General features: G+C 69.6%; 19 protein-coding genes. 12 read left to right on the forward strand and 7 right to left on the reverse strand.

Annotated elements, in window-relative coordinates:
• The coding region (locus D7X99_RS27735) for a threonine/serine exporter family protein (RefSeq protein WP_121780452.1) at window positions 1-848 on the forward strand (848 nt) is incomplete at its 5' end.
• A gap of 5 nt (window positions 849-853) precedes the next feature.
• Here the strand turns inward: D7X99_RS27735 and D7X99_RS27740 are convergent.
• The 3 genes from D7X99_RS27740 to D7X99_RS27750 form a co-directional block, all read right to left on the reverse strand.
• The gene (locus D7X99_RS27740) at window positions 854-1,339 is read right to left on the reverse strand and encodes an MgtC/SapB family protein (RefSeq protein ID WP_121780419.1); all 486 of its coding nucleotides are present in this window, start codon (window positions 1,337-1,339) and stop codon (window positions 854-856) included.
• A 98-nt stretch (window positions 1,340-1,437) separates the two neighbouring features.
• The gene (locus D7X99_RS27745) at window positions 1,438-2,838 is read right to left on the reverse strand and encodes a DUF2254 domain-containing protein (protein ID WP_121780420.1); all 1,401 of its coding nucleotides are present in this window, start codon (window positions 2,836-2,838) and stop codon (window positions 1,438-1,440) included.
• A gap of 75 nt (window positions 2,839-2,913) precedes the next feature.
• Window positions 2,914-3,915 (reverse strand): formylglycine-generating enzyme family protein, encoded by a 1,002-nt coding sequence (locus D7X99_RS27750; RefSeq protein ID WP_121780421.1) that lies wholly within the window; start codon window positions 3,913-3,915, stop codon window positions 2,914-2,916.
• Between the two features lie 400 nt (window positions 3,916-4,315).
• On the opposite strand from D7X99_RS27750, the gene D7X99_RS27755 reads away from it, so the two are divergent.
• Together D7X99_RS27755 and D7X99_RS27760 are read left to right on the forward strand one after the other, a co-directional pair.
• Window positions 4,316-4,516, forward strand: coding sequence for a hypothetical protein (locus D7X99_RS27755; protein ID WP_121780422.1), 201 nt, complete (start codon window positions 4,316-4,318; stop codon window positions 4,514-4,516).
• 46 nt (window positions 4,517-4,562) lie between these two features.
• Window positions 4,563-4,919, forward strand: coding sequence for a hypothetical protein (locus tag D7X99_RS27760; RefSeq protein ID WP_147476283.1), 357 nt, complete (start codon window positions 4,563-4,565; stop codon window positions 4,917-4,919).
• Window positions 4,920-4,975: 56 nt separating this feature from the next.
• On the opposite strand, the gene D7X99_RS27765 is transcribed toward D7X99_RS27760, so the two are convergent.
• The 3 genes from D7X99_RS27765 to D7X99_RS27780 form a co-directional block, all read right to left on the reverse strand.
• On the reverse strand, window positions 4,976-6,634 hold the full coding sequence (locus D7X99_RS27765) for an arylsulfatase (protein ID WP_121780424.1): 1,659 nt from the start codon (window positions 6,632-6,634) through the stop codon (window positions 4,976-4,978).
• Window positions 6,635-6,730: 96 nt separating this feature from the next.
• Window positions 6,731-6,997 carry a DUF5953 family protein gene (locus D7X99_RS44535; RefSeq protein ID WP_304997827.1) on the reverse strand — a complete coding sequence of 89 codons (267 nt, stop codon included), beginning with the start codon at window positions 6,995-6,997 and terminating at the stop codon, window positions 6,731-6,733.
• A 290-nt stretch (window positions 6,998-7,287) separates the two neighbouring features.
• Window positions 7,288-9,201, reverse strand: a complete 1,914-nt coding sequence (locus D7X99_RS27780; protein WP_121780453.1) for a SulP family inorganic anion transporter — start codon at window positions 9,199-9,201, stop codon at window positions 7,288-7,290.
• Window positions 9,202-9,344: 143 nt separating this feature from the next.
• Between D7X99_RS27780 and D7X99_RS27785 the strand changes: the two genes are divergently transcribed.
• Genes D7X99_RS27785 through D7X99_RS27800 form a run of 5 tightly spaced genes read left to right on the forward strand, consistent with a single transcriptional unit; the run spans window position 9,345 to window position 13,224 of the window.
• Window positions 9,345-9,998, forward strand: coding sequence for a glutathione S-transferase family protein (locus D7X99_RS27785; protein ID WP_121780425.1), 654 nt, complete (start codon window positions 9,345-9,347; stop codon window positions 9,996-9,998).
• A gap of 10 nt (window positions 9,999-10,008) precedes the next feature.
• A complete protein-coding gene (locus tag D7X99_RS42920; RefSeq protein WP_158627079.1) occupies window positions 10,009-10,161 on the forward strand; it encodes a hypothetical protein in 153 nt (50 codons plus the stop codon).
• A 41-nt stretch (window positions 10,162-10,202) separates the two neighbouring features.
• Complete coding sequence (locus D7X99_RS27790; RefSeq protein ID WP_121760585.1) at window positions 10,203-10,826, forward strand: hypothetical protein; 624 nt, start codon at window positions 10,203-10,205, stop codon at window positions 10,824-10,826.
• Between the two features lie 44 nt (window positions 10,827-10,870).
• Window positions 10,871-12,442, forward strand: a complete 1,572-nt coding sequence (locus D7X99_RS27795) for an FAD-dependent monooxygenase (protein ID WP_158627080.1) — start codon at window positions 10,871-10,873, stop codon at window positions 12,440-12,442.
• Window positions 12,443-12,495: 53 nt separating this feature from the next.
• Entirely contained in the window at window positions 12,496-13,224 is a 729-nt protein-coding gene (locus tag D7X99_RS27800) for a hypothetical protein (RefSeq protein WP_147476284.1), read from the forward strand.
• Window positions 13,225-13,231: 7 nt separating this feature from the next.
• On the opposite strand, the gene D7X99_RS27805 is transcribed toward D7X99_RS27800, so the two are convergent.
• Window positions 13,232-14,278 carry a histone deacetylase gene (locus tag D7X99_RS27805; RefSeq protein ID WP_121780428.1) on the reverse strand — a complete coding sequence of 349 codons (1,047 nt, stop codon included), beginning with the start codon at window positions 14,276-14,278 and terminating at the stop codon, window positions 13,232-13,234.
• Window positions 14,279-14,369: 91 nt separating this feature from the next.
• Here D7X99_RS27805 and D7X99_RS27810 point away from each other — a divergent pair, with 91 nt between their 5' ends.
• From D7X99_RS27810 to D7X99_RS27825, 4 genes are all read left to right on the forward strand, one after another.
• Window positions 14,370-16,433, forward strand: coding sequence for a methyl-accepting chemotaxis protein (locus tag D7X99_RS27810; RefSeq protein ID WP_121780429.1), 2,064 nt, complete (start codon window positions 14,370-14,372; stop codon window positions 16,431-16,433).
• 30 nt (window positions 16,434-16,463) lie between these two features.
• Window positions 16,464-17,765 carry an MFS transporter gene (locus tag D7X99_RS27815; protein WP_121780430.1) on the forward strand — a complete coding sequence of 434 codons (1,302 nt, stop codon included), beginning with the start codon at window positions 16,464-16,466 and terminating at the stop codon, window positions 17,763-17,765.
• Window positions 17,766-17,918: 153 nt separating this feature from the next.
• Complete coding sequence (gene tatB, locus D7X99_RS27820; protein ID WP_121780431.1) at window positions 17,919-18,404, forward strand: Sec-independent protein translocase protein TatB; 486 nt, start codon at window positions 17,919-17,921, stop codon at window positions 18,402-18,404.
• Between the two features lie 39 nt (window positions 18,405-18,443).
• Window positions 18,444-19,649 carry a twin-arginine translocase subunit TatC gene (locus D7X99_RS27825; protein ID WP_121780432.1) on the forward strand — a complete coding sequence of 402 codons (1,206 nt, stop codon included), beginning with the start codon at window positions 18,444-18,446 and terminating at the stop codon, window positions 19,647-19,649.
• Window positions 19,650-19,661: the final 12 nt, after the last annotated feature.

The following is a 19,661-nucleotide window of genomic DNA, read 5'->3' on the forward strand; positions in this document are numbered from 1 at the left end:
GGGCGGGGTGGGAGATGTTCGTGGCCTTCTTCGTGGGCCTCATCGCCGGCCTCATCCACTTTGGCACGCTGAACTCGCATCGGGCGGATCTGCAGAAGAGCTTCCTCGCCGCGTTCCTGGGGGCGCTGGTGGCGTTGGGGCTCACGCTCCTCCTGCCGCCCTTCAACGCCGTGCGGGCGCTGTTCGGCGGGGTGACGCTGCTGGTGCCCGCGATGGTGGTGACGCTGGGCTCGCTGGAGCTGGCCCTGGGGGCGGTGGAGGCAGGCCTGCCCCGGCTCATGTACGGCCTCTTGCGCTTCCTGATGCTGGGCGTGGGCATCGCGGCGGCGGGGACGCTCTGGCGCTTCGGCGGGCCGCTGCCGCCGCACTTCGAGCCGCACGCGCTGCCGCCGCTCCTGACGTTCTTCGTGGTGGCGGTAGGCGGGGGGGCGTTGTCGGTGTGCATGTCCGGACGGCCGCGCGACGTGGCGTGGATTGTGGGCGGCGTGCTGCTCGCCTACGGGGCGCAGGTGCTGACGAAGATGCTGCTCGGGGACCGGGGCAGCCCGCTGTTGTCCGCGTTCGTGCTGGGCGTGGCGGGGCTGCTCTACGGGCGCGGGAGGGACCGGATGCCCATGACGGTCATCATGCCGGGGATGTTGCAGCTGACGCCGGGCTTCATCGGCACGGAAGCCATCGTCGCGCTGCTCGGCGCGGGCACCGCGGGCGCGGAGGACGCGCGGCTGTTCAACGTGCTGCTGGTGGCGCTCCAACTGGTGCTGGGGCTGGTGTTAGCCACGGTGGTGGTGCCGCCGCGCGGCCTCGTGGACCGAGGCGCTCCGGTTCCTCCGAGTGCCGGCGGCGCGTAGCCAGGTCAGCGTCGCTGGGCTCTTCCCGGTGGGGCGCGAGGCGGCGGATGCTCCCGGCGGGCCATGACGCGTCTGCGGTGGAAGACGCGGTGCTCGAGCTTCCCCACCAGCCAGCTCGTGAGGGCGATGGCCGCCGCGAGGCAGGCCGCGCGCAGCATGTCTCCCAGCGCGGCCTCGCAGCCCACCGCCGCGGCAGTCCAGATGGAGGCGGCGGTCGTGATGCCGAAGATGGCGCTTCCCTTCTTCAAGACGCTCGCCGCGCCTACGAAGCCGATGCCGGAGGCCACGCCCTGGACGATCCGCAGCGTGTCCGCCGGGGTGTCCGTCAGGTTCGCCCCGGCGGTGCAGAAGAGCGCGGCGCCCAGCGTCACCAGGTAGTGGGTCCGGACGCCTCCCGGCCGCTTGCGGTAGGGGAGGCCGAGGACCATTCCGGAGCCTCCCGCCACGAGCAGCCGGATGAACACCTCTCCGTCTCCGAACGCCGTGGTCATCTTCCGGCTCCCCGCCCCCACCCACGCGCTCCAAACCTGGTCCTCCTCCGGCGCGCTCGCAACCAGGCACCTCGCGGACCGAGGACGCCGGGCGGTGCTCAGAAGCCGATCGCCGGAAGCGGCGGCCAGGGCTCTCCCGCGAGCGCCTGCTCCAGCGCTTCCGCGTGACTGCGAAGCAGTGCGGTCTCCGGGGCGTTCGGCTGCGTCCGCTCCGAGGTGGCCAGGATGGAGCGGAGCCACTCCCGCGCCGCGCGCCGGTCCTCCGCGTCCCGCGCGCGCTGAGCCACGGAGGCCGCCAGCCGCAGGAGCCGCAGCACCACGGCGGGCTCGGTGGCGCCGTAGCGGAGGATCTGGTCGGTGGCCAACGCCAGGTAGTCCCGCAGCGCGAGGCCGTGCAGGAACACGCGAGGCACCCCGGAGGCATCCGCCAGCACGCGGGCGCCCAGGCGCATCCGGCTGAGCCCGCACAGCAGGAAGGTCAGCTGATCCACCGCCTCCACCGCGGTGTACGGATCATTGATCCCCGGGGAGAGCGCCTTGATGGCCACATCCACCAGTTGACGCACTCCCAGCGCGAGGTCCCGGTCCGCGTCCCTCCAGCGATCCAGGTGGATGGCGCGGCACACGAGCGCCTCGGTGGACTCGTGCCATGAGGGCTCGCCCGCCGGCGCCTCCAGCCAGCCCATCTCCTCGCCGTGAGTCACCGGCTCGCCCACGGCCCGCTCCAGGTGGATGGTGAGGCGATGCGCCGTCGCCACCTCCAGGAGTGCCCCCGCGTCGACGGAGGCGATGAAGCCGTCTTCAGGGGCGTGGAGCGGCCAGACCCTCCCCAGGGTCTCCCCGCGAGCGCGGACGGGGGCGGCGGCCTCGATGTCCGACGACCGGAACCGCTCGAGGGTCCGGGCCGTGTCCAGCGTGTCCCGGCGCACCTGCCGGACCAGGTTCTCCACGCGCATGAGCTGGAGCGTCTGGAGCACCTGGAAGATGAGCGCGCCCTCGCAGACGATGAGCATCAGCATGGCCAGCGCGAGCGCCGGGCGCGGCACGCGCTCGAGCCCCGAGACGAAGCCGAACGCGTGTGTCGCCACCAGGCAGAAGACGCTCGTGGCGACGAACACCGGGAGGACCACGCGGATGCCCGCGCTGTGGAGATACAGGCGCAGCAGGCGTGGCGAGTACTGCCCCGCCGCGTTCTGCATCACGAGCATGGACAGGGAGAGCACGATGCTCAACGAGGTGAGGGCGATCCCCAGTACCGAGGAGAGCATGCTCCGCGCCTCGGCGGCCGTGGCCCGCCACGCCACGCCTTTCAGCACCACGGGCACCGGGAGCGTCTGATTCACGAAGAGGACGCCCAGGCAGGCCCCCAGCAAGGCCCCCAGCACGGGCGGAATCCAAAGCTGGTGTCGGAGCCACCAACGGAGCGAAGGGGCCTCGCGGAGCCGCCTGGGATCCCCGGGCCGGCCCCGGGCTCGGGGAAGTGCCTGTGCGTCCGCCATTGCGTCACCTCCTTGCTGGAGCCGGGGACGTCCGGACCGTGGGTCCACCCGCCGAGCGCCCGAGGCGCGTGGCGGCTATGGGCGCACGATGCAGCGGAAGCCGATGTGGCTGGCGCCGCTGTCCACGGCCTGGGGCGAGCGCGCCGCGGGGCGGTAGCGGCGGCAGTAGTTGGGCGCGCACAGATGGCTGCCGCCCTTGAGGACGCGGCGCGGGAGGGTGATGGCGGGCGTGAAGGGGTCCTGGCTGCCCTGCGCGGTGGAGGGGCCGCGCGGGTTGACGGGGATGCAGCACGCCTTGCCTTTGTTTCCCTGGTGGCGCTCCTGGTACCAGTCGGTGGTCCATTCCCAGACGTTGCCGGCCATCTCGTGCAGGCCGTAGCCATTGGGCGGGAAGGCGCCGACGGGGCAGGTGCCCTCGTGGCCGTCCTCGCGGAGGTTCTGCCACGGGAAGTAGCCCTGCCAGGTGTTGGCCAGGTGTTCGCCGTTCGGGGTGAACTCATTACCCCAGCAGAACTCGTTGCGGTCCAGTCCGCCGCGAGCGGCGCGCTCCCACTCCGCCTCGGCGGGGAGCGTCTTGCCGGCCCAGGTGGCATAGGCCTCCGCGTCCTCGAAGGCGATGTGGACGACGGGGTGGTCGCGGCGGTGCTTCACGGAGGAGCGGCGGCCTTCGGGGTGTTTCCAGCAGGCCTCGGGGACATAGCTCCACCAGTTGGCCACGTTGCCCAGGTCCACGGGCCCCTGGGCCTTTTGAAAGACGAGCGAGCCGGGCACGAGCGTCTCCGGTGTGGCGCCGGGGTAGTCCGAGGGGTTGAGCGGGCGCTGGGCGACGGTGACGTAGCCGGTGGCTTCGACGAAGCGGGCGAACTGTTCGTTCGTCACGGTGAAGTGGTCCATCCAGAAGCCGGAGACGGTCACCTGATGGGCGGGAGCCTCTTCCGGATAGTGATGGTCGGAGCCCATCCAGTACGTGCCACCGGGAATCCAAACCATGTCCGGGAACGGAGCACGGCCGGGGCGCGCGGCGGTGTCGGTGGGCTCCACGTCGGCAGTGGCGTCGAGGCTGTCGTTCCGGTGCATGGCTTGAAGTCCTCCAACGGAGAACATCCGGCCCGGTGGGCGGAATGACACTCGCACCAGAGGCCGGGTAGGGTGTCAGCACGTTGACGCGCGTGTTGGAGCCTGGATGGCCGGCAATGTCCGAGACCGGAAGTCAGCCCTGTCCAGCGCTCTTGGCGCACGGGTTCTGCTTTCCGCCGCTGTCGCTGGCGGATGCTCCCATGCCTAGAAGCCAGAGCGGCGTGTCTATCTCATCGCGGAAGACGCAGGTGGAGTCGGCGGCGCCGGCGGACGCGACTGTGATGCCGAGCATGTCGCGTGCTTCGACCGATGCTGGAACACCGCTCCTCCGCTGACGAGCATCAAGTGGGGCTCTGGCAAGCACCCCGAGTACTGCACGGAGGAGTGCCGCGCACGTTACATGGACTGCATCGAGGACGTGGCGCGGGCGTCACGGAAGGGCTCGGAACTGCGGTTCTCGAATCTGGATGGGGCGCTGGATTGGTTGAGAACGCACCGGACGGAGGTGGCGATTGGACCGGTCGTCGTCATCGCGGGAGTGGCATTCGTCGTCGCCACTGGCGGATCGGGAGCGTTGATTCTCGCCCCGCTTGCGCTCTAGTGACCGCGAACGGAACAAGGCCATGACTGCTTCCAAAGAGTTCGAAATGGAGTCGACGCTGCGAATCCTGGACGCCGTGAGCAAGAGCTATCCGCCCGGTTCCAAGGAAGAGGCCGCTGTCCAACTCGCGGCTGTCTCCTTGCTCTACCTCCGTCGGCTCAAGAAGCTGGACGGCTTTCTTGAGTATCATCGGGAGTTCTCCGACTCCTCGGCGCACGTCTCCATCGCGAAGGAGTTCGGGACCCAGGCCGATGCGGATATGTGGCTGGCCAGTGGAGAAGCTGTCGATGGCGCGCTCGTCAGGATCGACGGCAGGGGCTTCCAGGTCATCCAACTGCCCAAGGGACTGAAATTCCTCCGGACGCCCCTTCCGGATGAGTTGGGACCTCCAGCGCCGAAGTAGCGGGGCAGTACCGCCACCGCCGTCGGTGCTCCATCCGGCGGTGGCGGTACGCGGGGCTACTGGTGCGACTGCTGGACGCGGTGGATGAGCTGCTCCACCTCGTTGGCCAGGGACATGACCTGGTCTCCGACGCTGGGCTCCTGCTGCTGCTTTCTCGCCTCCGCAATCTTCTGTTTCACGCGCTCCTTCATCGGCCCGATGCTCAGGCTGCCCGGAGCCTGGCTGGGGAGGAACTCGATGAGGCTCTCCGCGAACTGTTTCACCAGCATCTGCGCCGGGACGAAGGTGAACATGCGCTCGCCGTACCAGGACGTGTACAGGCCGGAGTGGGGCCCGTACTCGAACGGGTCCGAGCGCAGGTTGATGAGGTAGGGCCACGCCGGGCTGAAGCGCTTGCCGCTGAACCACATGTCCGGGCCTTCACCGTCCTGGTAGCTGAAGATGACCTTCCAGTTGTTGTAGCGGACCGCCGCCAGGTCGCCGCTGTCGAGCACGTAGATGAACTCGTGCCGGCGGCCCTCCTCCGTCCCCGCCAGAAGCCCCGTCTGGTCATATCCATCCAGGTGGACCTTGAAGGTCTTGTTCCCCACCTTGTGGCCTTGCTTGCACTTCTCCACCAGGTCCGTGGGGCCGCCCGCCGCCGCCACCAGCGTGGGCATCCAATCCTCGTGCGCGAAGATGTCGTTGATGACGCGTCCCGGCTCCACCACGCCCGGCCAGCGCACCACGCACGGCACCCGCACGCCGCCCTCCCACGTGGAGCCCTTTTCCCCGCGGAACGGGCTGTTGCCGCCGTCCGGCCAGCCCATCTTCTCCACGCCGTTGTCGGTGGAGAACACCACCAGGGTGTTGTCCGCGATGCCCAGCTCCTCCAGCTTGTCCAGGAGCACCCCCACGATGTCGTCCAGCTCCCGCATCGCGTCCGCGTAGAGGCCGTAGCCCGTGGCGTTGCGGTACTTCTCCTGGAGGAACGTCCAGACGTGCGTGCGCGTGGTGTTGTGCCAGAGGAAGAACGGCTTGCCGTCCTTCACGGCGCGATCCATGAAGTCCAGCGTCCCCTTCAGGAACTCACCGTCCACGGTCTCCATGCGCTTCGTGGTGAGCGGGCCGGTGTCCTCGATGCGCTGGCCGCCCACCAGGCCCCAGCGCGGATCCTCGGTGACGTCCTTGCGGTCCGAGGCCCAGCTGTGCAGCACGCCACGCGGACCGAAGCGCGCCTTGAAGGCCGGGTCCTTGGGGTAGTCCGGGCACTCCGGCTCGTTCTCCGCGTTGAGGTGGTAGAGGTTGCCGAAGAACTCGTCGAAGCCGTGCACGGTGGGCAGGTAGGGATTGGAGTCGCCCAGGTGGTTCTTGCCGAACTGGCCGCAGGTGTAGCCCAGCGGCTGGAGCATCTCCGCGATGGTGGGGTCGGAGTCCTGCAGGCCGTACTTCGCGCCCGGCATGCCAATGGTGGTGAGCCCGGTTCGAAGCGGGTTCATGCCGGTGATGAACGCCGCGCGGCCCGCGGTGCAGCTCTGCTGGCCATAGCAGTCCGTCATCATCGCGCCTTGCTTCGCGATGCGGTCGATGTTGGGCGTGCGGTAGCCCATCATCCCCTGGTTGTAGGCGCTGATGTTCCAGAAGCCGATGTCATCTCCCCAGATGACCAGGATGTTGGGCTTCTGCTTCGTCTGCTTGCCGTGTCCGTTGCCCGAGGGCTTTGCCTTGCTCGCCATGTGCGACCTCCTGGGCACGAGGTGATCACAGGGGCTGGCCCGGGCATCGTTCCAGGAGGCGGAAGCAGGCGGGCACCCAGGAGGCAGGTCCAGGGCTCAGCGTGAGTCGCGTCCACCAATGGCGGGGAGCCGCTCGTAGGCTTGCCGGAGCGCTTCGATGTGCTCGGGGTTGTCGTAGTCGAGCGGGGCCTCCGTGAGCTGGACCACCCAGCCGCCAGCAGGCGTGCGCCGTGAGCGAGACAGCAGCTCCGCGTCGCGAGCAGCGTCCGGGAAACCGATGGCTCGCGCGGCGGCTTCGGACCAGTAGTTCAGCCACCCGAGGTGCTGCCCAATTCCCAGCGCCGCCGCGTCCGCGGAGGCCACGGTGCACCGTCCACTGGTGTCGTGAAACCGGAGCCGGTCATGGTCGAGTTGCTGAAAACAGCGCTCCACGACCGTGGGCCACGGACGGGCTGCCTCTCTGACGACGCATCGCCCTTCATCGGTCCAGGGGAGTTTCGCTGCCCGTTGGAGATTCGAGAGACCTGGGCCTCAAGCCACCGCGACCGTTGGCGTCGTCGTGGCGCAAGCAGAGAGCAGGACTCCCAACATGATGCCGACATAGCGATGCATTGGAGCAGAGCGTAGCTGCTTGGCACAGCCCACCCTATCGCTCAGTGCACGGGCCCCCGCGAGTCGTCATCGGCCGGTGGATGCGGCAGGTTCCGCAGCAGCTCGCGCATGCGCGTGTCCGCCTCATCCAGCCGGATGAGCAGGTCCTCCTGTCGGTGGCGCTCCTCGCCGTGCAGCATCGCGCCCGCTTCGTCCACGCGCGAGCGCACCAGGTACAGGCCGTCCTGGATGAGGCGCCACTCCTGCCAGGTCTGGGACTCGTGGCGCGCCATCCAGGCCTCCACGCCTGCATGCACGTGCGGATACACGTTCTGCCGTCCCACCTTCACAAGCACGCCCGTGCGCTCCAGCAGCCTCTGCGCCGGTGCGTGCACGCGCGCCAGTGACAGCGTGATGCCCCGGTGGGACAGGTCCTCGTGCAGCCCCGCCAGCATGTCCGCGCCCGGCACGTCCAGGTCGTCCGTCAGCTCCAGGTCCAGCAACACCTCGCGCACCGGCACCTTCGCGTCGCGCACGCGCTTCAGCACCTCGTCCCGCAGCGACGTGGCATTGGCGAAGAACAGCCCTTCCTCCGGCCGGAAGACGTCCAGGCCGGGCAGGGTGATGGCGGAGGACTCGCGGTGCGTGGCCGCCAGGTCCAGCGTCCCAGGCACCCGCCCCAGCTCGCTCAGGCGCGGCCGGCTGGCGCGGTACACCGTGAGGAACAGCGACAGGCCCACCGCGATGAGAAGCCCGGGCAACACGTCGAAGGCCAGCACTCCCACGAGCGCCACCGCCGCGCCCAGGAAGTCCGCGCGGCGCAGGCGCGCCAGCCGCACCAGCTCCTTCACGTCCATCATCCCCAGGATGGCCACCACCACGATGGCCCCCAGCGTGGCCTCCGGCAGCGCGCGGAACAGGCCCGTGAGGAACAGCGCCACCAGCAGCGTCAACCCCGCCGTCACCAGCGAGGACACCTGCGTGGTGGACCCCGCCTGATCATTCGCGGCGGACTTGGACAGGCTGCATCCCATGCTGAAGCCCCGGAACAGGCCTCCGCCCAGGTTCGCCGCGCCCAGGCCCACCAGCTCGCGGTTGGGGTCCACCTCGTAGCCGTGCTTCGCGGCGAACATGCGCGCTGGACCAATGGCCTCCGCGAACGCCACCAGCGCGATGCCGCACGCGCCTGGCAACAGCTTCAACAGGTCGCCGAACTTCACATCCGGAAGCTGAGGTGGCACCAGGCCCGCGGGAATGTGCCCCACGATGGCCACTCCCTTCGCATCCAGGTGCAACAGCGACGACACCGCGATGCCCAGCACCAGCACCGCGAGCGCCGCCGGAATGCGCCGGGACACGCGCCCCAGGAGCAGCAGCGTCGCGATGCTCGCCGCCCCCACCGCGAGTGTCAGCGCGTGCGTCTGTCCCAGGTGCGTGAGGATGTAGCCCAGCCGCTCGAAGAAACCGCCCTTCGCGCCCTCGATGCCCAGCAGCTTGGGCACCTGCTTGATGGAGATGATGAGCGCCAGCCCGAACACGAAGCCGCTCAGCACGGAGGCTGAGAAGAACTGCGCCACGCGCCCCAGCTTCAGCACGCCCGCCAGCACCGCCACCGCGCCCGCCACCAGCGCCAGCGCGGCCGTGAGCGCCATGAAGCGCGGCGTGCCCTGCTGCGCCATCGCGCCCACCGTGGCGGCGGAGAGCACCGACACGCTGGCGGACACCGCGATGATGAGCTGCCGCGAGCTGCCGAACAGCGCATACAACGCCAGCGCCGCCGGAGTGGAGTACAGCGCCGCCTGCGGAGGCAGCCCTGCGAGCTGCGCGTAGGCCATGCCCTCCGGGATGTGCAGCGCCGTCACCGTGAGCGCGCCCACCAGGTCCTTCTTCAGGCGCGTCCCGTCATAGCCCCGCAGCGAAGCGACGAAGGGGCTGACGCGGGTGAGCCATGAGGTGCGGCCCCGTGCGGTGCCCATGCGCACGAGGTGGCCACCCGAACCGACAGGAGCATCGTCCTCTCGGGAGGGCCGGCCAGCGGCGCATCCGTCTGGTCACTCAGGCGACATGCGTCATGCATGATGCTGGTCATGCCTGCCGGAGTGGCGCGAGGCTGCCTCGCATGATCACCGTCAGTGCATTCAAGTGGGTGCCGCCGTTCGCGCAGGGCGTGGTTCGTGACCTTCGGGTGAGGTGGGCGCTGGAGGAGGCGGGCCTGCCGTACGAGGCGCGGCTCATCGATCCCCAGGTTCAGAAGTCCTCGGACTACCGCGCGCAGCAGCCCTTCGGGCAGGTGCCGGTGTTCCAGGAGGACGGCATGACGCTCTTCGAATCGGGCGCCATCGTGGTCCACATCGCGTTGAAGAGCGAAGTGCTCTTCCCCAAGGACGAGGCGGGCCGGGCGCGCGCGCTCACGTGGGTGTTCGCGGCGTTGAACTCGGTGGAGGTCCACCTCCAGCAGCTCGCGGAGATCGACCTGTTCGCGCCGGATGCCCAGTGGGCGAAGCTCCACCGGCCCGAAGTGGAGGCGCGGATCCACCACCGCCTGGGCGAGCTGGCCACGTCGCTGGGGAGCCGTGAGTACCTGGAGGACCGCTTCACCGCGGGCGACCTGATGATGACCACGGTGCTGCGAATCCTGCGGCACACCGAGGTGCTGGACGCGCATCCCACGCTCAAGGCCTACAAGGAACGCTGCGAGGCACGGCCTGCGTTCCAGCGCGCGCTGACGGCGCAGATGGACGCCTTCAAGCAGCACGAGCGGCGCGAGGCCTGACGCGCGGGGCATGACGCAGCTCATCACCAAGGACCAGGTCCAGGGCTGCATGTTCTATGCGGGCCCGAAGCAGATTGGCCTGCGGCTTGACCGCACGGGCCCCAAGCGCGCCAAGGCCAATGCGCTGGTGGCGAAGAGCAAGCAGCCGCAGGGCATCCCGTAGGCCCCTGGCCTCGCGCGCCGCTTCGCGCTAGGGAGGGAGTCATGTCCTCCGCTCTCCAGACCCGTCCCCGGAGTGAGCTTGCCTCCGGGCGCTTCGGCCAGACCCGCTTCATGCTCCGCCGGAAGTTCTTCAAGCTGTTCGGCGGCGCGTTCCACATCTACGACGAGGCAGGCAACGTCGCCTTCTACTCGAAGATGAAGGCCTTCAAGCTGAAGGAGGACCTGCGCGTCTACAGCGGCGAGGACATGCAGGAGGAGCTGATCACCATCCAGGCCCGCAGCATCCTGGACTTCGGCGCCACCTACGACGTCACCGACGCGGCGACGGGAGAGCGGGTGGGCGCGCTGCGCCGCAAGGCCCTGAGCTCCATCCTGCGCGACACCTGGCTCATCCTGGACGCGGACGGGCAGGAGGTGGGCAAGGTGGAGGAGGACAGCATGCTGCTGGCGCTCGTGCGGCGCTTCCTCACCAACCTCATCCCTCAGACCTTCACCGGGACCCTGGGCAGCGAGCAGGTGTTCAGCTTCAAGCAGCACTTCAACCCGTTCATCCAGAAGATCGACCTGGACTTCTCCGTGGACACGCAGCGCCGGTTGGATCGGCGTCTGGGAATCGCCGCGGCGGTGCTCCTGTGCGCGATTGAAGGCCGTCAGTCCGGCGGCTGAAGAAGCCTGGACGCGGTGAGCGGCCGGGCCCTATGTGTCCGGGCATGCAAGCCCCGTCCTCGCAGGTGCATCCGGTCCCGGTGCTCATCGTCGGAGGTGGGCTCGTGGGCCTCTCGACGGCGTTGTTCCTCGCCCATCAGGGCGTGCGCTCGCGGGTCATCGAGAAGCACGCGGGCACTTCGCTTCATCCCCGCGCACGGGGCTTCCATGCGCGCACCGTGGAGTTGTTGCGCTCCACGTGCGCGAGGGAGGAAGTGGAGCGGGCTGGGTCCGTTCCCGCGGGCACGGTCGTTGGGGAGCTGGTGGCCGTCACGCTCGCAGGGCCGGTGCATTCGTGGAAGACGCGGACGGTGTCCACGCAGCGGACGGATGTCAGCCCGTGCCCGTACGTCTTCCTGGGACAGGACCGGATGGAGCCCATCCTCCTGGAGGCCGCGAGGAGCCAGGGCGTGGAGGTGCGCTTCCGGCATGAGCTGACGGGCTTCACGCAGGATGCGCAGGGCGTGCGGGCCACGGTGCTCGACCGCGAGGCGGGGACGGTGTCCACCGTGCATGCGGCGTATCTCATTGGCGCGGACGGGGTCCGCAGTCCGGTGCGCGAGGCGCTGGGCATCGCGCTGCGCGGCCGGGGCTCCTTTGGCCACAACATCTCCACACTCTTCGACGCGGACCTCTCGCCCGTGCGGCGGGAGGTGCCGCTGGCCTTCGCGGTGCTCACGCATCCGGAGCTGGGCGGCGTCATCGCGGCCACGGACGTGAAGGACCGGTGGAGCCACGCGACGCGGATCGACGTGTCCCGGGAGAAGGCCGAGGACTTCACGGAGGCCCGGTGGACGGAGCGGCTGCGCACGGTCACCGGCATCGCGGACCTCGAGCCCACGCTCCATGGGACCTTCGTGTGGGAGGCCGCGGAGCGCGTCGCGGAGCGTTTCGGTTCAGGCCGTGTGTTCCTGGCCGGAGACGCGGCGCACCAGATGCCGCCCACGGGAGGCTTGGGCGCGAACACCGGCATCCACGACGCGGCGAACCTCGCGTGGAAGCTGGCCGCGGTGTTGAACGGCCACGCGGGTCCCGCGCTGCTGGAGACCTACGACGCCGAGCGAAGGCCCGTGGCCGCCGCCACCGCGAACCAGGCCGCGCTGCTCGCACTGCGGATGGCGAAGCAGGCACTTCCGGCGGACGCGGAGTTCGTCGACGAGGATGCGGTCACCCTGGGCTACCGCTACGGAGACGGGCCGCCGCTGCCGAAGACGTTCGTCCCCACGGGCGAACCCGGCACGCGCGCGCCGCACGTGTGGTTGGAGGATCGCAGGTCGATCCTGGATTTGTTTGGCAACGGCTTCGTCCTGCTGACCGGAAACGAAGCGTGGAGCGACGCAGGCCGGAGACTCGCGGAGCGCATGCCGCTGCGGGTTCACGAGGTCCACGGCTGGCAGCACGCGTATGGGGTAGGGGAGGGTGGCGCCTGCCTCGTGCGTCCGGACGGCATGGTGGCCGCGCGATGGAGTGAGCCTGTCCGGGACGCGGAGCAGGTGCTCGATGCCGAATTGGAGACGCTGCTGTGTCGCGCGGGCCTGGGCTCCGTCAGGACCCCACCCACGGAGCCCGTCCGGTGATGGAGTAGGCTGCGTCCTGCGCGGTCGTGGCGTGCGGCGTGCCGGGAGGAATCATGAAGCCATCCGTCGTCGCTCGGGAGATGCGGTGGATCCCGACGGGACTGCTGCTGCTGCTCGGAGCCTGCACCACGGTGCAACCCAAGGTGGAGCCGCCCCTGGGGTTCATCGAGGATGGATTCCCGTCCAGCGGACCCTGCGGCGAAGCATGGCCGGCGCCCCTGCGCGATGTCTTTCCGCGAGGGGCGTTCGCCATGTCCCTGCTGCCCGGCCTGGAGGTAGAGTTCAACGACGCGAGCGACCAGGAGCGCATGCACTGCTGGTGCTCCGGCATGTTGCGGGCCTTGAAGGAAGGGCCGCTCCTTCCCGTGGCATCCGGTGCCGAGGTCTACCGCTTCACGTGGATCCCTTCTTCTCGTGGGCCCTTCGTCATCCGCATCGAGCACCTGGGCCCTCTCCTCTCCCTGCACGTGAAGAGGGCCGGCACGCAAGAAGGGACGTTGGCTGTCGACCGGCGCATCCTGCTCACGCCCACCCAGTGGCAGGCCGTGCAACAGCGATTGGACGCGGCCCGCTTCTGGTCCATGGACCGCTTCTTCGCGTCTCGGAACCTCTCCTACCTCGACGGGGCGGCATGGCTCTTCGAGGGAGAGCGGGATGGGCGCTACCGGATGGTGAGCATCCACAGCCCGGACCCGAAAGGGCCCGCGCGTGCCATCCATGACCTGGGAGCGTTCCTGGTGGAGCTGTCTGGCATGTCCATGGACGACGACACGCTTTACTGAGCGGTCTTCAGCGCACGCTGGCCCAGAACGGTTTGAGCGCCTCGCGGCTCGTCGCCAGCGCCGCCCGCGCGTCCGCGTTCACGGTGCCGGAAGCGAAGCTGTCATCGCGCCCCGCCAGCACTTCGATGCACGCGTGCACGGAGTTCGACAGCCCCTCCAGCGAATAGCCACCCTCCAGCACCAGCGCCAGCTTCCCTCCGGAGACCTCCTCCGCCAGCTTGCGCACGGCGGTGCACATCGCCGCGAAGCCGCGCTCGGTGACGTCCATGCCGCCAATCGGATCCGCGCGGTGCGGGTCGAACCCCGCGGACACCAGCACCAGGTCCGGCCGGTACGCCTGCGCCACGGGGAGCAGCAGCTCCTCGAAGATCATCCCGTAGTCCGCGTCCGTGTTGCCGCCCGGCAGACCGCAGTTGACCGTGAAGCCCTGGCCCTCTCCGCGCCCCACCTCCGGCGCCGCGCCGCTGCCCGGGTAGTAGGGGAACTGGTGCACCGACTGGTAGAGCACGTCCCTGCGCCCCCAGAACGCCGCCTGCGTGCCGTTGCCGTGGTGCACGTCCCAGTCCAGCACCAGCACTCGCTCGGCTCCCAGCCGCCGCCCGGCCTCCGCCGCGATGGCGACGTTGTTGTAGAGGCAGAAGCCCATCGCCCGGTCCGGCTCCGCGTGGTGACCGGGCGGACGCACCAGCGCGAACGCGTTCTTCGCCGTCCCCGCCATCACCGCCTCCACGGCCTGCACCGCCGCGCCCGCCGCCAGCCTCGCCGCGTCGATGCTGTCCGGGGACACCGCCGTGTCCTCGTCGATGCGCTCGAAGCGGCCGCCCAGCTTCTCCAGCGCCTCCAGGTGCGCCGGGGTGTGCACCGCCAGGATCTCCGCGTCCGTGGCGGAGCGGGGATGGGTCATCACCGTGCCCGCGACGGGGTTTCTCGCCAGCATCTGGAGGATGCGCCGCAAGCGGGCGGGCGACTCGGGGTGTCCCTCGCCGGCGTCGTGCTGGAGGAAGAGCGGGTCGGTGAGCAGCAGCGTCGCGGTCATTCCCTGGACCTTACGCATCCTGTCTCCGGGAACCCAGCGTCCGTCCCTGGCAGGCGGGGAAGTCCGTTCCTTGCCCTGGACGGGCCACCCTCCCTACAGTGCGCGGGCCTTGCCACGTCGCCTCAAGAAACCCGGTCTCCGGGGCATCCTCCTGGGTTCGTTCGGCCTCGCGCTGGCCGTCATCCTCGGGACGCTCTACTTCGTCGTTCCCCGCCAGGTGGGCAACCACCTGAGGGAGCGCATGGCTTCGCGCGCCCAGAACAAGGCCAGGGAGGTAACGGCACTCGTCGAAAAGCAGGCGGACACCCAGCCGGTCCCCAACCTGGAAGGGCTCTACCTGCAGGACGACGACTTCAGCGTCGTGGCGGTGCTGGACGCCCAGGGCGTGCCCCGCGCCACCTCCCCGGCGACAGCGCCTGCGTGGTTCACCCAGGGACTGGAGAAGCGCCTCCAACAGCGCCCGCTCCCGTCGCTGGAGCAGGTGGAGTTCGAGAACGACAGCTGGGCGGTGACCAGACCGGTGACGCTCGCGGGCGGCGTGCCCGGTGAAGTCGTCGTGGTGGTGGACGGGGCCCGGCTGGAGGGAGTGCTCACGGCCCTGCGCCACACGGTGCTGCTGGCCTTCCTCGTGGGCCTGGTGCTCTTCCTCGTGGTGGCGTTCCTCATCTCGCGCGCGTTCATCCTCCACCCGCTGGACGCGATGATGTCCATGGCGAGCAAGCTGGCGGAGGCCGACCTCACCGGCCGCGCGGACGTGCGCAACAACAGGGACGAACTGGGCCAGCTGGCGGAGGCCCTCAACCGCATGGCCCAGTCCTGGCGCGACACGCTGGGCCGCGTGCGCGGCGTGTCCGACGTGGTGGCCGGCGTCATCGAGCAGATCCACCGCACCGGCACCACCGTGTCCTCCGGCGCGGGCACCGTGCAGTCGCGCGTGGAGGAGACGTCCTCCTCCATGGTGGAGATGATGGCCAGCTTGCGCGGCATCGCGGAGAACGTGGAGGTCCTCTACCAGAGCGCGGAGGAGAGCAGCTCCTCCATCATGGAGATGGCCGCCACCAACGACGAGGTGGCGGAGAACGTCCAGGCCATGGCCGCCAGCGTGGAGGAGACCACCAGCGCCATCGAGCAGATGACGTACTCCATCAAGGAGGTGGCCAAGAACATCGAGGACCTCTCCGCGTCCACGGAGGACACCTCCTCCGCCATCAGCCAGATGGACGCCGCCATCGGTCAGGTCGACGCCAACGCCAACGAGACGGCCCGCCTGTCCGAACAAGTTTTCGAGGACGCGCAGACGGGCGTGGAGGCCCTGCGCAAGACGCTCTCCGGCATCGACCGCATCAAGGACACCAGCCGCACCGCCGCGGGCGTCATCGACAGCCTGGGCCGGCGCATCAGCGAGATTGGCAACATCCTCAACGTCATCGACGACGTGGCGGAGCAGACGAACCTGCTGGCCCTCAACGCCGCCATCATCGCCGCGCAGGCCGGTGAGCACGGCAAGGGCTTCGCGGTGGTGGCGGAGGAGATCAAGGACCTGGCCGAGCGCACCGGCGCGTCCACCAAGGAGATCGCCGAGCTCATCCGCGGCGTGCAGGAGGAGAGCCGCAACGCCGTGGTGGTGATGAACCAGGGCGTCAAGAGCGTGGAGGAGGGCGTGCAGCTGGGCCGCGAGGCGGAAGGCGCCCTGCGGAAGATCAACGACAGCACCCAGAAGTCCACGCAGATGGTGAAGGCCATTGCCCGCGCCACCGTGGAGCAGGCGCGCGGCAGCAAGCAGGTGACGGCCGCCATCCACCGCATCTCCGCCACCGTGTCGATGATCTCCCAGGCCTCCAACGAGCAGGCCCGGGGCGGCGAGCAGATCATGAAGAGCGCGGAGCGGATGAAGACGCTCACCCAGCACGTGCAGCGCTCCAGCCAGGAGCAGGCGCACGGCAGCAAGCAGATCACCCGCTCCATCGAAAGCATCAACGAGATGGTCACCCACCTGAACCGCGCCCAGAAGGAGCAGACCAAGGGCAGCGAGCAGGTGCTCAAGGCCGTGGAGACCATCAAGGGCGTGTCCGAGCATCAGACGCGCTCGGTGCGCCAGTTGGAAGAGGCCATCGACAACCTCACGCGCCAGGCGGAGATCCTGCGCGCCGAGGTGCGCCGCTTCCGCGTCTGACGCACCAGCCGTTCCCCGTTGAAAGCCTCCATGCCCGAGTCGTCCGAGTCCGCCTCCTCCCGTCCCGTGTCCGAGCGCGCCGTGGTGCTGCTCATTGGCGCGGTGCAGTTCGTCAACATCCTCGACTTCGTGATGGTGATGCCGCTGGGCCCGGACTTCGCGAAGGGGCTGGGCATCGAGTCCTCGCACATCGGGACCATTGGCGGCAGCTACACCGCCGCCGCGAGCGTGGCGGGACTCCTGGGCGGCTACTTCCTGGACCGCTTCGACCGGCGCAAGGCGCTGGCCGTGTGCATGCTGGGGCTCGTCGCGGCCACCGCGGCGGGGGGATTCGCGGTGGGGCTGTCCACGCTGCTGCTGGCGCGGGTGTGCGCGGGGCTCTTCGGCGGGCCGGCGACGGCGCTGTCCCTGTCCATCATCGCGGACCTCATCCCGGTGGAGCGCCGGGGCCGGGCGCTGGGCGCGGTGATGGCGTCCTTCTCCGTGGCCTCCGTGCTGGGCGTGCCCCTGGCCTTGAAGGTCGCGGAGCTGGGCAGCTGGCGGACGCCCTTCTTCGTGGTGGCGGCGCTGGGGCTGGTGTTGGTGCTGGCCGCGCTCGGGCTCCTGCCGCCCGTGCGCGGGCACCTGCGACCCGGCGGCAGCGCGGCCCGGGCCCCGGGCGTGGCGGAGCTCCTGGGCAACACCGACGTGCAGCTGTCCTACCTGATGACGGCGCTGGTGATGATGAGCGGCTTCATCGTCATCCCCAACATCTCCGCCTACCTCCAGCAGAACCTGGCCTACCCGCGCGAGAACCTGTGGATCATCTATGCCGCGGGCGGCATCGTGAGCTTCTTCACGCTGCGGATGACGGGGCCGCTGGTGGACCGCTTCGGCTCCTACCGCATCGGCACGGTGGGCGTGGTGCTGGCGGCCCTCACCACGTACGTGGGCTTCATCCACTACCCCGCGTGGCTGCCCATCCCCTTGCTGTTCATGGTCTTCATGCTGGCCATGGGCGTGCGCAACGTGGCGTACAACACGCTCACCTCGCGCGTGCCGGAAAACCCGGTGCGCGCCCGCTTCATGTCGCTGCAGTCCGCGGCCCAGCACATGGCCTCCGCGCTGGGCGCCTTCCTGTCGTCACGCCTGCTGGTGGACCTGCCGGACGGCACGCTCGGCGGCATGGACACCATCGCCTGGGTGTCCATCGGGCTGGCGGTGGGGGTGCCCGTCATGTTGCGGGTGGTGGAGGGGCGGGTGCGCTCGCGCGAGCAGGCCCGGGCCCTGGCGGTGCCCCCGGCGCAGGGGATGGCCGCGCCGCTGTCACCGGAGGCCCATTCTCACGGCTGATGGGGCAATGTGCCCCAGGAGTTCCAGGGAGCCCGGCCGCCCGCCTCCTGGACACGAGGCCAGACGGACGCTGGATGGTCGCTGACGGTTGCGCGGGCCGCCTGTGGGCGCGATAACCCCTGGACGTTCCCTCCAAGGGGAAGACGACCCTCCATGTTCAACATCGGCGCAGGCGAAATGGTGTTCATCCTGGTGGCCGCGCTGATCGTGCTCGGCCCCCAGCGGCTGCCTGAGCTGGCGCGGGCCATCGGCAAGTTCATGCGCGAGTTCCGCCGGCAGACGGACGACGTGCGCAACGTGGTGGAGCGCGAGTTCTACTCCATGGACGAGGAGTTCAACCGCATGCCCCCGACGCGTCCGGGCACGCGCGTGCCGTCCCCTCCGCCGGAGCTCGCCCCGTCCTCCCTTCCGGGCGCCGCCCCCGCCAACGTGCTCGCCGAGCCCGCCCCCGCGCTCACCGCGACGGTGGACCCCGAGAACGTTCCCGCGCCCGCCGAGGCCGCCGAGGCCGCTGAGCCCGCCGCCGGCACGCAGGCCGCGGAGCAGACGGGTGCGGCGCCGGCGCAGGACGAGAACGGCCTTCCGCAACTCGCCCCCATCCCGGGCACGGTGGCGCGCAACGCGCCGAAACGGAGCTGAGCCCTGAATCGCCAAGGGGTTGACCTGTCGGATTTCCGGATGAGCCTGGCGGAGCACCTCACGGAGCTGCGCTCGCGGCTCGTGAAGTGTTCGCTCGCGGTGCTCGTGCTGGGCGCCGTGTCGCTCATCTTCGCCAAGCCCATCTTCGGCGTGTTGATGCGGCCGGTGCTGGACGCGCTGCCCCCGGAAGGGCGCTCGCTCGTCTACACATCCGGCATCGAAGAAATCAACGTGCTGATGAAGGTGGGCGTGTACTGCGGCATCTTCCTCACCACGCCCGTCATCCTCTGGCAGATCTGGGGCTTCGTGGCGCCGGGCCTCTACCCGGAGGAGCGCAAGTACGCGTCGCCCTTCGTGGTGCTGGGCTCCGTCGCGTTCATCGTGGGCTCGATGTTCTGCTACTTCCTGGTGCTGCCCTCCATGTTCAAGTTCCTCCTCAACGAGGAGGAGACGCTCGCCCTGGAGCAGCGCCTGGACACCGCGCGCATGGGCGGCGAGGACGCGCTGCGCTTCCTGCGCATTGGCGAAGTGGAGCGCGCCGGCCACGTGGCCAAGGAGACCAGCGTCGCGCTGACGGCCGCCGGTGAGGGCCAGGTGAAGGACCCGGAGGTGGCGTCCGCGAAGAGCGTGGAGCTCACCGCGCGCCTCAAGGGCCTGGGTGACCTGCTGGACGCCGCGGCGGACGGACTGGGCGTGCCCGCGCGCAGCGTGCTGCGCCAGGCGGTGGAGAAGCGCGTGGAGGCGGTGACGGCCTTCGGCAAGCAGGACTACGTCGCGTCGGAGGCCGCCATGGACCAGGCGGCAAGCCTGCTCGCGGGCGTGGCCCCCACGCGCGCCGAGGAGATGTCCGGCCTGTGGCGGCTGCAGAAGGAGCTGGCCAAGGGCCACGCGGAGGCGGAGGCCGCGCGCTGGACGCGGCCCATGCTGACCATGAACGAGCAGCTGTCGCTGGTGCTGCTGCTCATCCTCGCCTTCGGCGTCATCTTCGAGCTGCCACTGGTGATGGCGCTGTTGGGCATCGTCGGGGTGGTGAAGTCGGGCTTCCTCATCCGCTACCAGCGCCACGCGTTCGTGGTGTGCCTCATCGCGGCGGCGGTGCTGACGCCCACGGGTGACGTGGTGAACCTGTCGCTCATGGCTGGCCCCATGCTGCTCTGCTACGAACTGGGCGTGCTGGCGGTGTGGCTCATCGAGAAGCGCCGTGCGAAGGCGGAAGCCTCCACGGACATCACCCCGGCGGCGTAGACTCCCGCGCGC

Source organism: Corallococcus sp. AB032C (assembly GCF_003668935.1).
In the GTDB taxonomy this organism is placed as follows: domain Bacteria; phylum Myxococcota; class Myxococcia; order Myxococcales; family Myxococcaceae; genus Corallococcus; species Corallococcus exiguus.

Bases quoted from the DNA above. Each gene is read 5' to 3' on its own strand.
- D7X99_RS27740 (WP_121780419.1), bottom strand. From the start codon at position 1,339: ATGACCACGGCGTTCGGAGACGGAGAGGTGTTCATCCGGCTGCTCGTG.
- D7X99_RS27745 (WP_121780420.1), bottom strand. From the start codon at position 2,838: ATGGCGGACGCACAGGCACTTCCCCGAGCCCGGGGCCGGCCCGGGGAT.
- D7X99_RS27750 (WP_121780421.1), bottom strand. From the start codon at position 3,915: ATGCACCGGAACGACAGCCTCGACGCCACTGCCGACGTGGAGCCCACC.
- D7X99_RS27755 (WP_121780422.1), top strand. From the start codon at position 4,316: ATGGACTGCATCGAGGACGTGGCGCGGGCGTCACGGAAGGGCTCGGAA.
- D7X99_RS27760 (WP_147476283.1), top strand. From the start codon at position 4,563: ATGGAGTCGACGCTGCGAATCCTGGACGCCGTGAGCAAGAGCTATCCG.
- D7X99_RS27765 (WP_121780424.1), bottom strand. From the start codon at position 6,634: ATGGCGAGCAAGGCAAAGCCCTCGGGCAACGGACACGGCAAGCAGACG.
- D7X99_RS27780 (WP_121780453.1), bottom strand. From the start codon at position 9,201: ATGGGCACCGCACGGGGCCGCACCTCATGGCTCACCCGCGTCAGCCCC.
- D7X99_RS27785 (WP_121780425.1), top strand. From the start codon at position 9,345: ATGATCACCGTCAGTGCATTCAAGTGGGTGCCGCCGTTCGCGCAGGGC.
- D7X99_RS42920 (WP_158627079.1), top strand. From the start codon at position 10,009: ATGACGCAGCTCATCACCAAGGACCAGGTCCAGGGCTGCATGTTCTAT.
- D7X99_RS27790 (WP_121760585.1), top strand. From the start codon at position 10,203: ATGTCCTCCGCTCTCCAGACCCGTCCCCGGAGTGAGCTTGCCTCCGGG.
- D7X99_RS27795 (WP_158627080.1), top strand. From the start codon at position 10,871: ATGCAAGCCCCGTCCTCGCAGGTGCATCCGGTCCCGGTGCTCATCGTC.
- D7X99_RS27800 (WP_147476284.1), top strand. From the start codon at position 12,496: ATGAAGCCATCCGTCGTCGCTCGGGAGATGCGGTGGATCCCGACGGGA.
- D7X99_RS27805 (WP_121780428.1), bottom strand. From the start codon at position 14,278: ATGCGTAAGGTCCAGGGAATGACCGCGACGCTGCTGCTCACCGACCCG.
- D7X99_RS27815 (WP_121780430.1), top strand. From the start codon at position 16,464: ATGCCCGAGTCGTCCGAGTCCGCCTCCTCCCGTCCCGTGTCCGAGCGC.
- tatB (WP_121780431.1), top strand. From the start codon at position 17,919: ATGTTCAACATCGGCGCAGGCGAAATGGTGTTCATCCTGGTGGCCGCG.
- D7X99_RS27825 (WP_121780432.1), top strand. From the start codon at position 18,444: ATGAGCCTGGCGGAGCACCTCACGGAGCTGCGCTCGCGGCTCGTGAAG.